This is a genomic window from Chryseobacterium piscicola, assembly GCF_900156685.1.
Classification (GTDB): Bacteria; Bacteroidota; Bacteroidia; order Flavobacteriales; family Weeksellaceae; genus Chryseobacterium; species Chryseobacterium piscicola.
Window position 1 is genome coordinate 1 of record NZ_FTOJ01000004.1, and the last position, 13651, is coordinate 13651.

At 37.2% G+C, this 13651-nt stretch carries 6 protein-coding genes; 4 read left to right on the plus strand and 2 right to left on the minus strand.

Going from position 1 to position 13651, the window contains the following annotated elements:
* Positions 1-501 precede the first annotated feature (501 nt).
* A complete protein-coding gene (locus BW939_RS16020; protein ID WP_228417153.1) occupies positions 502-1443 on the minus strand; it encodes a T9SS type A sorting domain-containing protein in 942 nt (313 codons plus the stop codon).
* Between the two features lie 42 nt (positions 1444-1485).
* On the minus strand, positions 1486-3255 hold the full coding sequence (locus BW939_RS16025; protein ID WP_228417155.1) for a purple acid phosphatase family protein: 1770 nt from the start codon (positions 3253-3255) through the stop codon (positions 1486-1488).
* Positions 3256-3838: 583 nt separating this feature from the next.
* On the opposite strand from BW939_RS16025, the gene BW939_RS07530 reads away from it, so the two are divergent.
* The 4 genes from BW939_RS07530 (at position 3839) to BW939_RS07545 (ending at position 13401) form a co-directional block, all read left to right on the plus strand.
* The gene (locus tag BW939_RS07530; RefSeq protein WP_076451425.1) at positions 3839-4606 is read left to right on the plus strand and encodes a hypothetical protein; all 768 of its coding nucleotides are present in this window, start codon (positions 3839-3841) and stop codon (positions 4604-4606) included.
* Positions 4607-4845: 239 nt separating this feature from the next.
* On the plus strand, positions 4846-11787 hold the full coding sequence (locus tag BW939_RS07535) for a DUF6923 family protein (RefSeq protein WP_084566622.1): 6942 nt from the start codon (positions 4846-4848) through the stop codon (positions 11785-11787).
* An 81-nt stretch (positions 11788-11868) separates the two neighbouring features.
* Entirely contained in the window at positions 11869-12414 is a 546-nt protein-coding gene (locus tag BW939_RS07540; protein WP_076451429.1) for a hypothetical protein, read from the plus strand.
* Positions 12415-12609: 195 nt separating this feature from the next.
* Complete coding sequence (locus tag BW939_RS07545; RefSeq protein ID WP_076451431.1) at positions 12610-13401, plus strand: hypothetical protein; 792 nt, start codon at positions 12610-12612, stop codon at positions 13399-13401.
* Positions 13402-13651: the final 250 nt, after the last annotated feature.

Below are 13651 nucleotides of genomic sequence, written 5' to 3' on the forward strand. Positions count from 1 at the left end.
TAATAGGAAAATTAAAACTTTGCTTAAAGTAGTTTTGCGATAATGGTATTCTTGCAAAAATGCAAAAAAAGGCTTTATACTACATTCAAAATGTAACCCGCTGCGCAAAGTCTCCCGACTTTGTGCAAGAAATATAAAGCACAGATTCCAGGTCTGTGCTTTTTATATATTCAAACATAAAAATTTATAAATTTGAAAAAAACATAAAATGAAAGAAGGTTACATCATAAGAGATCAGAGCTCATTACAATTGAATTAGCAGATAATCCAATCATTGATGTTACCAAAACAAATGAGTTTTGGAAATAATAGTAATTATGATAAAGATTAATAGTTTGCTCAAAGTCAGGAGACTTTGCGCAGCGAGGATTAATAGTTTGGACTTTGCGCAGCGAGGGAACTCAGATTTTAGGGAAGTTCATTTTGATGAAATAAAAAATCAAAAAACCCCAATCTGCAGATTATACAAATTGGGTTTTAAATTTACTATAGATGCGAAATTTATTCTATAATCAGTTTTAAAGTAAATAACTTTCGGGTATGTACTTTCACAAAATAAACTCCTTTAGGTAAGTTTTCGTTCACTAAAGAGAATTTTTGATCATTCACGTTTTTGGTTTCATACAAAAGCTGGCCTGCAGCCGATAACAGCTGGATTTTCTCAATAGGATAATCACTCTTTATAAAGGTTGGTTGGCCTGGTTTTGCAGGATTCGGATAGAGAATCACGTTTTTCTCGGTCTTGCTGTTGGCTTCATTGGTGCCCAAAGTTGCACCCACCACTTCAAAAGAAACTCTATTAGAAACTTCCGCATAAGAATCATTGGTAAACATTACCATGTAGTAGTTTCCGGTGGTGCTTGGCACACCATTTACGTTTCCGGTGATGGTTTTGTTGCCTTGTGTTATACCGTCGAAATACGTGTAAGAAGTAAACTGGTCATTCGGAGTTTGCACGCTTTGAGGATAAATTCCCAGCCAGTCTTTGATGATGCCCGGAGAGTCTGTCCATGAAGCGGTAATGTTTTCTCCTAGAGTATACACTGGTTTGTTGATCCATAGATCGGTAACAATATCACCTACCTTGAAGAATGCTTTCTCTCCGATTTGTGTGTAGCCGTCTTCTAGAAGATAGGTTGCGTAATAATATCCTTTTGGCAATCCTGTAAAGTTTTTGGTTCCTGCAGCGGTGGTTACATAGCTCCATGTTGCGGAAGGGTTAGCAGTTCCGGGTACTTGGCCCATTTTGTAAATTCCGATCCAGTCGTTGGTTAGGTTCGGTCCGTTGGTGTAATTGATGACTACCGTTCCCCCTACAGGATAAGAATCTGCTGTCGGCTGAAGAAGTACTTTTGGGCCTACATAGAAACTTTTTCTTCCTGCGATTTCTGTGTATCCGTTATTGGCAAAGAAACCTGCGAAATATTGTCCCTTGGTTGCCAATCCGGTATTGAAATTGGCTGTACCTGAAGTCTGTCCGTTGAGTTACTTGTATTGCTGAGATGTTGTTGTGGTGGGATTTTGCCCTTTTTTATAAATTCCTACCCAATCCTGCTGATTTCCTGGGCCGTCTGTATAGGTTGCCAGGATCTCTTCATTTTGAAGATATTCTGTTTTGTTTAAAACCAATTGAGGGTTAGAGACTACACTTCCTATAACTTGGAAAGATTTTACATCACTCCATTCGCTCCACTCAAGATTTCGGTCTCTGTATCTTAGTTTTACGTAATAAACGCCGTTGGTAATAGTGTTGGCAGCGATGGTTGCTTTGGTAATATCTACACCAGCGTTAAGGTTTTTCGTTACATCAGGATTTCCTGTACCGTCTTTACCAAACCAGTTTTCGTAGTCTCGGTAAAATTCTTTATCAATAACAGAGAAGTCTGCTGTTTTACTGATGAGAAACTGTGTTGTGTTGAGGAGTTCTGTAGTGGTCGTGGTAAAGTTACTTCCGTTTATAGTTAAAGGTAAGGTAACGGGAGTTGTGAATACATTGGTTACGGCTGGTTTTGTAGGTTTTGCTAAATTTTTATACCTGTGAAAACTATCAACAGTCACGCTGTTTTTCTTATTATAAATACCCCCGATTGAATAGCTTTCGATATCCATTTTGCCTGTGTTGACGTCTACTTCAATGATTTGATACGTCCAATCTGTTAAGGTTTTCTGTACATCGTCAAAATCCTGCTCATTAGACATTCCCCAATATTGATCCCATGCAGTTCCGCCAGAGATAATTTGGTAATTAGGAGAATTTTTGAGCTGACCTCTGTGGTACAAATGGTGGTGCGCACCAATGTGCATGATGTATTTGTCTGAGGCAGTCAACATTGGTACAGCGGTATTTCGCACCCATGTAGAAATGTCTCCCACATATTGCTCTGCCTGATAAGGTCTGTGGCTTAAAGAAATGATCCATTGTACAGTATTATCTGCAGCGGCAGCATTCATAATCTGTTGTAGCCATGTTTGCTGCGCAGATCCTGTGTGTTCAGAGCTTAAACTTACAAACAAAACATTTCCAGCTTGTTGAGCGTAGTAATTCTCATTTCCTGAGCTGATGTTTTTGTAGCTTAGTTCATCAATGAAGAAATGGGCATAATAAGAGCTCATTCCTAATGTTCCGTATGTTTCGTGATTTCCTACCGTAGTTTGTATAGGAAGGTAAGGCGATAGTTTCTGATTTTTCTTAAAGTGAACATTTTCGTAATGATCAAGCGTTCCCACGTCTACTTGGTCGCCAACCATAAAAGTAAGGGCAATATTGTCTGAAGGATCATTGCTTGCGCCAAATCTTTCTTTGATTTTTTTGTACGCATGAAGGTTGAGCGAGTCATATCTCGGTTCATTCTTCAATTGATTATCTCCCATAATGAGAAATCTGATTTTTCCATCTGCTGTTACAGCTTGTCCTGGCAAAGGAAGTGTTCGGAAATTGTAAACAGAAGATTCGCTTGTGCCAGTTTTGGTTTTGTAGTAATACTTTGTGTTGGGTTGAAGATTGGTAATTTTTGCGGTGTGATAATAATAGTTGTTGCTGTATCCCGTATCCGTGAAGATATTGGTAGTTCCGGTAACGGTAACATTGAGTTGGGTAGGCGAGGTTCCGTAATATACTGTGGTTTCGTTATCGGAGGATGTTTTCCAATTGATAATTATAGAGTTGGGAGTAGGATTCTGCAAGTAAGGAACTATGGTTTGCCCAAAGCACAAGCTTGTGAATAAGCAACATAGTAACAGAAAATAATGTTTCATTTGGTAGAATTTGAGGATTAGATTTTTGATGCTCCAAAGCTAAATTCTTCATGTTACCGTATTGTTATTGGTCTGTTAATTAATATTTAATTTAATATATAAATTGAAAAAGGAAGCCTTCCAATGGTTTATTCTGAGGGTGTTGGTTTTGTGAGCGTGGTTATTATCCACCGCTGCTAAAAAAAAGAGCAAAAAAAACCGGTAGTTTTCTCTTTGGTATGAAAAAAAATAATTTAAGGTTTTCAAAATTAACCTGCTTTACCGTTGTACATAGCAAGCTGTTTGCGGACAATGTCATAAGTTGTAGTTTTTGCCTTATGATTCATGATATTATCTCATCCCGAAATTTAGGTATACATTCCAGCTAAAAAATAAATATTTATACCAAATGAAAATTTTTTTTTCTTTTTATAGATTTAGAGAAAAAAATTTCATAACACGAATTTTAAATTATTAATATAAATTAACATAATGTTAGAATAAAATACTTACTTTTGCTGAAGTTAATTGTTTAACATAAATAATTATTGATAAAGTTTGTAAAATTTTCGCTTTTAATAAATATGTTATTTTTTAGAAATTTATGACAATTCAAGTTAAAACGCAAAATAAAATGCGTTTTTTTGGCGTGCTCATCATTTCTCTTTTTTTACACATTCATTTGTATGGAGCGGTTACAAAAATTAATCATAAAGAAGTAGGTTTAGCTATCAATTGTAAGGGAGCAGAAGAGGTGCGTTCTTATCCGGATAATGTAGAAAATACAATTGTATCAGATAGTATATATCAATCTTCAAATGTTTTAGCAGAAAACTCCGGAAAGCAATTTCATGAAGATCCTGCCAATATTATTTCTACAAAAACTGTTTCCAAAGAGTCTTCAAATATTCAGGAAGAAGACCATAAAATTATTTTTATTTCTGCAGGAACTACAGTAGTGGGTTTGGATCAAGTCTATGAGGTGAAGATTGAAGCTGAAACAAGAAAACCTCAATCGAAAGAGGTTTCAAAAGTTTCTTTTTCAGAACAGACGAACGTAGCGCTATCTGAGAAAAAAGCCAAAGTAAAACTGGCGCATTTAAGGAATAAAATTCAGGAAAAGCCAGATTATAATTTTTCAAGTTCTCCTTCCAGTGATTCTGGTATTTCACAGAGATTAGGTAAAACGCAAACTGCTGTTGTAATATCCTATAATGTGTTACAGAAATACGCGCTTGCTTCAGTTTATGATAAAACGATTGTCAAAATTGAAAGCCAATTAAAAAAACAAAAATTCTATACCTCTCATTCTTATTTTCTTTTTAGAAGGTATACCTGTGCTTCATTGCGAGCACCGCCGAAGAACTCCTAATGGCTTAATTCAGCAGTCGATTCTATGTAATAAAAAAGATTTCTTTTTTATTAATTTCTTTATTTTTTTCTGAAATGCTTACTATAATGATTGATATTTTATTTAAAATATTGAATTGTTGTGTTTATTAAGTGTTTGATGGGTAATTAATATTCATCCGTTATTGACTGCGAAATTTGGGTGAATTCTGTTTAAGAACTCCCTTACCTACATTCTAATAATAATTTAATTTTATTCACATGATAGAAAAATCTATTCAGTTATTGCACAATGCAATGTCAATGATTTGGGGTTCCATCAATACTGAGAAATACAGTGTTTACCCAAGTCGTAATGAGCGCAGTGTAAATTACACTTCAACCTCAAAATTGCGAGCCGTTTTAGTAGCGACTTTAGTTTTGAGCAGTGTCTTTACATTCGCGCAAACCGTTATAGGTAGTTATACTACTTCTGGTACGCAAACATTTGTTGTACCGCCAGGTGTAACAAGCATTACAACCCAAGTATGGGGTGGTGGTGGTCGCGGAGGCGATCGTACAGGATTAATTGGTCTTGGCACTGCCGGTGGTGGTGGTGGAGGCGGGGGAGCTTATTCCTTGCAAACCATTGCTGTAACACCGGGTCAGGTTCTAACTATAAACGTTGGAAATGGAAGTAATAGTGCTTCTGCAGGTGGTGATTCTTGGGTTTCTACAAGCGCGGTCGTTGCAAACGCCGTTGTATTAGCTAAAGGAGGAAACTCTGTTGGTGGAAATAATACCAATGGTGCGTCTGGCGGTAGTGCAGCTGCCGGAATAGGTAGCACAAAATTCAATGGAGGAAACGGATCAAATGCCGCTAGCAATAATGGTGGAGGTGGAGGTGCCTCTGCAGGAACTGCTGCAAACGGTACCAGTGCAGTAAATACGGCAACTGGAGCAGCAGCTCCTACAGGTGGTGGAAATGGTGGTAACGGTCAAACCAGTGGTTCTGGAAATGGAAGTAATGGAGCCTCTCCTGGAGGTGCGGGTGGTGGAGCGAGAAGTTTATGTATTGCTCTTTGTGGTAGTGGTAGTGGAGGTAATGGTGCTGCAGGGCAGGTAATTATTACTTGTACCGATATTGGTACCCCGGTTTTTGCACTGGGTGCAACTTCTACGCGTTGTCAAGCTGCAGGTACCGTAAATTATACCGCATCTTCTACGAATACAACGAACTTAACTTATGCTTTAGATGCTGCCAGTTTAGCAGCAGGAAATACGATTAATGCATCTACTGGCGCGGTGACATACGCTGCAGCTTGGAGTGGAACGAGTACAGTAACTGTAACAGCAGTAGGATGTGCTGGTCCTAAAACGGCTACTCATACTATAACGAATACAGCCAGTGCAGGTGTTCCTGTTTTTACATTAGGTGCTACATCTCAGCGTTGTGCTGGTGCGGGTACTGTTTCTTATGTTGCAACTTCTGCAAATTCTACGGGTATTGTTTATGCTTTAGATCCTGCCAGTTTAGCTGCAGGAAATACAATTAATACAAGCACAGGTCTTGTAACGTACACTGCTTCTTGGTCTGGAATTTCTACAATTACGGCAACCGCTTCTGGGTGTTTTAATGTTTCTGCAACTCATCAAGCGGATTCAGGCAGTTTTTTTGTGAATGATGATGCTTATATTACCAACCAAGGACAGCCCATTACATTTAATGTTCTGGCTAATGATTTGTGTAATATCAATCCATCTATGGTTACAATTACACAACAACCTGTTGGAGGATTTGTGACTCTAGGAGCTAATGGACAAATGACTTATGTATCGTTTGGTGCATTTCTTGGAACGGAGACCATAAAATACCAAGTATGTTCTAACGGACCAACGGTAACCTGTAAAATTGCTACAGTGACTATCAATGTTCTGGAGGTTCCTGATGATCCTTGTTTCTTAGCAAATAAAGAAAAAACATACTATTTGCCATTTCCTGAAAATGATGCACAACTTAAACAAAGTCTTTTAAGTGCAGCAAGTGCTAATTTACTTACTGCTAATGTGCGAAGTATTGTGAGTATTTCTGTGCCTTATCCTGGTACAAATTTAATTTATGATCAGTGGGAAGATGGATATGAAGCAGATATTAAAAATCCTGCTCAGGGTTCAACTCAAATTTGGGGTGATGGTATTATCTCAAATGGTGTTGCACCAGGATTCCCAACAGATGTTATTCCTGCTGGTGGATTCATCACATTAGATAATACTTTTCCTTGGAGTAGACCAACGACAACTCTTGCATTTGATGGTAAGGACAAAATATTTTCAACGGCAAATATTTCTGTTTCTAAAGTAAATGGTGATGCAGGTACTGTTGCTGGTCCTCCTATTACTCCGTTATTTAATGTTCAATCGGTGAAGACCAATGTATCAGACATTACGCGATTTGGTAATTTCTTCGTATTGCCATTTGGTGAGAATGTTATAGATGGCCCGACTACAGCATTTAGATATACAGGTCTTTTTGTACGTGCAAAAGATAACGGAACGGTAGTTGAACTGGATTATGATGCTGATGGTGATTTTGATGTGACCTCACCAACACTAAATGAAGGTGAAGTATGGTTCTATAACGGTGTAGGTTCTACGCCAGGAATTTTTATAGCTACATCACCACCAGCCGACGATGTGGATAATGCAACCGATATAAAAGCGGGAGCCAGAGTTAGTGCAAACAATCCTGTAGGTATTGATCTTGTATTTGGAGGAATTGATACTTATGGCACCCGTAATATTCCTGTGCTTCCGAGTCAGTTTTATGGGACTACCTATTACTCGCCAGTTTATTCTACAAATGCGGCAGCACCGGCTCTTGCGTATTTTGTAAATCCAACCGGTAGCGCCATTACAATCAATTGGTCTAGGGCATCAGGAACACCGTTATCAGGTTCTTTCACTGTGCCTGCAAACAATGGTAGAGTAACTTTTAATTTAAATGTAGCAACAGGAACTAAGTTTACAAGTGCTGGTGGTGAATCTTATACCGCAGTAGTTATCATGGATGCAGATAATGCTGGTACTACATATGATTGGGCATTTAATATGATCCCCGAAAAAAGATTGTCTTCAGCAGCTTTGGTTGCTTGGGCACCAGGTAGTTCTGATGGAAGTGCAAATTATAACCCGGTTTGGGTAACGCCAAAAACAACGACAACAGTTTATGTAAAGTATGATGGTAATGTTACTGCAGGACCTAATCAAAGTCCATGTGGTGGTTATTATGATGTCAGTTTCACAGTGAATGCTTTAGAATCTAGACAAATTAAAAATCCGGGTTCAAGTAATGACAATTCGGGTATGGCTGTGTATAATTGTAATGATGTTCCTATGGCTATGGTTTGGGGACAATCTTCAGAAACTACTACTCCAGGAGGTTCACCTGCGCTTGATGTAGGTTATACCATGGAACCAAAATGTTTTGCCAAAATTGTTTTTGCAGCAGATGATAAAGTAATTACCCCTCAGAATACACCAATTACGATAAACGTAGCGGGTAATGATACGGGTTTCTTAGTGGTATTAAATCCTGCCAATAGTGTTGTTATTACACAACCAACTAATGGTACCATTGTAAAAAATCCTAGTGGAACCTATACTTATACACCAAATGCTGGGTTTACAGGTCAGGATTCTTTTACTTATAATATTTGTGGACAAGGTGCTGACAGCAGTATTTGTGATCTTGCTACCGTATTTATCAATATCCCATGTGCTATTGTTGTAGATGCTAATGTGATTTCGGGTACTGTATATAATGATGTAAATGGCAACGGAACTCCAAATGCTGGGGAAGCAGGGGTGTCGGCAATTTCTGTTCAATTATATGATGATTTAAACAGTAACGGAGTAATAGATACACTTGAGCCGGTACTTCAAACTCAATCAACTACTAGTGGTGCAAATGCTGGTACATTCCAGTTTAATTTGCCAAACAGTACTTATTTAGATCAGTTTAACACGAACGGTAGTGCTACAGGAAGCAATGGTACTACAACATGGGTAGCTCCTTGGTTAGAAATCGGTGAAGCAACTGGTTTTGGTCTTGGAAATATTCAGGTAATTGGAAATAAATTGAGAATACAGGGGAATGGGTTAATCACTCAAATTGGTGCATCTCGTACCGCAAATTTATTAGGTGCAGGTCAAGCGGAGCTTACTTTTGATTTTGATAAATCTGCTTTCAATACTACTCCTAATGATTGGGTGGATGTTCAGGTTGCATCTTCGCCTTTAGGTCCTTGGGTTACCTTAGCTAGATACAGTGGTCTTCCAGCGGCTACCGGCAGTCAAACTTTTGCTATTCCTACCGCGCTTATTTCTGCAACAACTACAATCCGTTTTTTAGAATCTGATAATGCTGGATTTACTAACACGGAAAGAGTAGATTTTGATAATGTTAAAATACGCTATGTATTAGACAAAAAATACATCGTGAAGTTAGCCTCACCAATTGCAAACAGTTGGGTTCAATCTTCAACTCCTGTAACTACAGCAGTGGGAATCAAAAATTTCTCAGATGGTGATTGTAGTACTAAGTTTGGTTTAGTAAAATCTGATGTAGTAATTACGAAAACAGTAAACAATCCGTTCCCAATTTTTGGCAGCAATGTTACTTTTACTTTAACTGCGAACAATGCGGGTCCAAGTGATGCCCCATCGGTTACCGTAAATGATGCTCTGCCAACTGGGTATATGTTTGTAAGTGCTACACCAAGTGTTGGTACGTATACAGGTGGAGTTTGGACTATTGGTACTTTAGCGAATGGCGCTACAGAAACATTAACAATCGTTGCGACCTTTAAAAATACTGGAAATTATACCAATACTGCTGTTATTTCAACAACAGGGAATGATCCTAATCTAACGAATAATACCTCATCAGTTACTCCAATACCACAAATGGATTCCGATGGTGATGGTGTAGGAGATTTGGTGGATATAGATGATGATAATGATGGGATTTTAGATACAGATGAACAAACTTGTCTGTCTCCTATTTCAATAGGTGTAAATCCTAATCCTACCGCTTCAGAAATCTATGGTGGAACTACAGCCACCTATACAGAAGTGTTGGGCTCAGTGGCGCCAATTAGTTTTGGAGGTTACAATGGTTTTAATCCTTCTGGTTACCCTTCTAAATTAAAAATAGACTATTCAAAAACTTTAACAAATTATGCTTTCAGAATTTCTGATTTAGATAATCTTGAAAAAGTAAGAGTTTTAGTTTATGATAAAAATGGTGTTTTAGTACCCAATATATTACCTTATATAACTTATCAAGGCGCGGATGTATTAGCAAGTGCACAATCTAGCATGAGTGTATTAGTTGAATCTAATACCAATATTGGAGGAACTGGTAACTCGTTCAACGCTAATATTTATATTGATTTCAAATTACCTTTCGAGGTTTCAAGAATTGATTTCGATTTTTATGATAGAAGTAATGGTTCACCAGAATACTATTTCTTATCAGGCTGTGTTGTGAAAGACACCGATGGAGATACAATATCGGATTATCTAGATTTAGATTCAGATAATGACGGTTGCTTGGATGCAATAGAGGGTTCTGCTAATATTTCATTAAGTGAATTGGTAAGTTCTGGAGGTACGGTTGTAGTGGGTACAGGTTCCACCGCTTCTAACCAAAATCTATGTGAAAATGGAGCGTGTGTAAATGCGCAAGGTTTACCACAATTATCACCATTGATAAGTGGCTATAGCAATACTACCGGACAAGGCGTGGGTACTTCTGCTAATTCTAGTATTAAGAATGCCCAATGTGCGAATGCATTTGGTTGTGACTCTAGAATGTATCTTTCTCAGGTAGATACTCTTTATGATGTAGACACTACATCTAACCCATTTACTTATCCTTCGGTAGGTACATCTTCTGTGAACTACAACGCAATAGCAATTAATCCTTTAGATGGACGTTTGTACGGAATGCAGGTTTCTAATTCAAATAATGTTGTTGTAATCAATACAGATGGTAGTTCAATTAATCTAGGTCCTGTAACCAATCTTCCTACAGGTGTTACTTATAATGCAGGAGAGATTGATAACTTAGGGAATTATTATGTAAAAGTAAACAATGAAAATCCACAACTCTATAAAATCAATCTCAATACATTAACAGCAACGTTAATAACATTAAATACCTCAATATATGTTCCAGATATTGCTTTTAATATAACAACTGGGTTGTTGTATGGCGTAAATGTTACAACCGGTCAATTAGTGTCTATTAATCCAGCTACTTCTGTTGTAACTCCAATTGGAATAACTCCAGGCTCTGCACTTTTTGGGGCGATGTTTGCCTCAAGTACTGGTGAAATTTATGGTGCGGAAAATGGAGGTGGTTTCTATCAGTTCAATCTTACGACTGGGCAAAGAGTTTTAATCTCCAATGCACCTGCAAGTTCAGGAAATGACGGTGCGCATTGCGTTACTGCGCCTATTGTATTCAGTGCAGATTTAGCAATTACCAAAACTGATGGTAAAATCAATTATTCATCAGGAACCACAAACACCTATACTGTGGTAGTAAGTAATAATGGTCCTTTTGGTGTGTTGGGAGCAACGGTTTCAGATCCGGTTCCAGCAGGTATTCCTGCAGGAAATGTGAGTTACTCAGTTCCTGTGGTAACAGGTGGTGCAACTACAAGTATTACTTCTGCACAAACAGGAGCGTTAAATGATGTTGTTAATGTACCTGTTGGAGGAACCATTACATATACCATTACTATTGCAATTCCTATTTCGTATTCAGGAGACTTAGTGAATGTAGCTACGGTTACCTCACCAGCAAATTCTACAGATTCAGACTCTACAAATAATACAGCAACGGATACTGATACAGCAGCTGTATGTTACAATAACCCAAATACTACGGGAACAGGAGTAGATACAAAACATGGTATTACTTTGTTACAACGTGCAGGGTCAAACAATGGTGGATGGCCAATGATAAGAAAATCGGCACACACTGTTTTAGAATCTAATACCAAAGGATTTGTTGTTTCTAGAGTGACGACTTTAGGTTTATCGGCTATTACCAATCCACAAGAAGGAATGATGGTGTATGACACCGTAGCTGAATGTTTGAAAATTTTTGACGGAACAGTATGGAGTTGTTTTAATACTCCGGCGTGTCCATAAATAAAAACAGATTGAAGGGGAGGGTATTTCCAAAAAGAAATACTTTCCTTCTCAATTTTAATTTATAAAAATACTTTAAAAATGAAAAGATTAATCATAAGTATATTTCTAGGAGCTGTTGCTCTGTGTAATGCGCAGGTAATCATAGGAGATGCTGTAGGAACAGCGAGTGTTAAAACCTCAGTTCTTTTAGAATTTGCAGCAGGTCAAAACAAAGGTATCATATTACCATACGTAAGAACGTTGCCTTCTGGTACATCACTCACGGCAGGAACTATTTTACTAGATGCGAGTACAGCAACAGCATCCAGAGTGAAATATTATGCAGGAACTACAAAAGGATGGGTTGATTTAAGTGGTCAAAACGCAAACCTTACCACTGTATTAGCACAACAACCTGCTGGAGTAACTGAAAGTATTTCTAAGGCAATAATAGGTTCAGATACAAGTAGTGCAGATGGTGTTTTAATATTGGAAAGCATTACCAAAGCGATGGTTTTGCCTACGGTGGCAGACACGAATGATGTGCCAAGTCCGAGTCCGGGTATGATGGTTTACATCAACAAGGCAGGCGCAAAAAGATTAGCCGTTTTCAATGGCAGTAAATGGAGTTATTGGAAACCGTAACAAAAACAAGAGAAAAGCCGAATCAATTTTGATTCGGCTTTTTTGTTTTTAAGAAGTAGACTTAATGAATCCAAAATGTAATTTATTAATAAACTTAACATAATATCATAAAAAAATACTTAATTTTGCCACCATTATTTTTTTTTCAGGTATAAACCATTGATAAGGTTTGTAAAATTTTCGCTTTTAATAAAAATGTTATTTTTCAGAAATTTTAAAACAGCTCATAGTAAAGCGCAAAATAAAATGCGTTTTTTTGGCGTGCTCATCATTTCTTTTTTTTTACATATTCAATTGTTTGGAGCGGCTACAAAAATTAATCTTAAGAAAGAAAGTTTAGCGCTCATCAGTACGAAGGTTTCTATAGAATTGTATTCTTACCCAAATAATGTAGAAAACACCATTGTAACAGATACTATATATCAATCTGCACATGTTTTAGCAGAAAACTCAGAGAAGCAATTTGATGAAAATCTAACCAACATTATTTCTTCAGATGATATTTCCCAAGAGTCTCCAGATATTCAGGAAAAAGACAATAAAACGATTTTTATTTCGGCTGGAACAACAATAGTCGGTTTAGATAAAATCTACAAAGTAAAAATTGTTGTTGAAAAAAGAAAATCCCAACCAACAGAGTTTTCAAAAACTTCTTTTTTAGAACAAACTAACAAAACGTTATCTGAAAATAAAGCCGATAAAAAATTAGCGCTGTTAGTACAAAGGATTCAGGAAGAGGCAAAAAATAACTTTTTGGTTTCTTCCAGTGGTGATTCTGGGATTACAGTAAGTTCAGGTAAAACCAAAACGGCTATTCTAGTTTCTTCTAATATAGTACAAAATCATGCTCTTGCTTCAACTTATGATCAAACAATTCTTAAGATTGAAAGCCAATTACAAAAGCAAAAATTCTATACCTCACTTTCTTATTTGCAATTTGGCAAATTCAGAAGTTCTTCACTTCGGGGGCCACCATACGTTGCATAGCTTTTCAATGTTTTATCTCGTAATTGTCTAAAGCCATTACAATTTTACAATTCAGTTTGTAATATAATCGTACCCCTTCTATTGCGAGGGAAAAAACTTTCAAATTAAAAACATATAATAAAAACCCTAGAAAATTATGCTATTTTGGTAATTATAACGATTTTTTTTATGGTTCTTTTGTTGAAGCGCTAGATAACGACAAATCCAAATTTTTTAGATGACATACAGAATAATAAAAACTGACAAATTA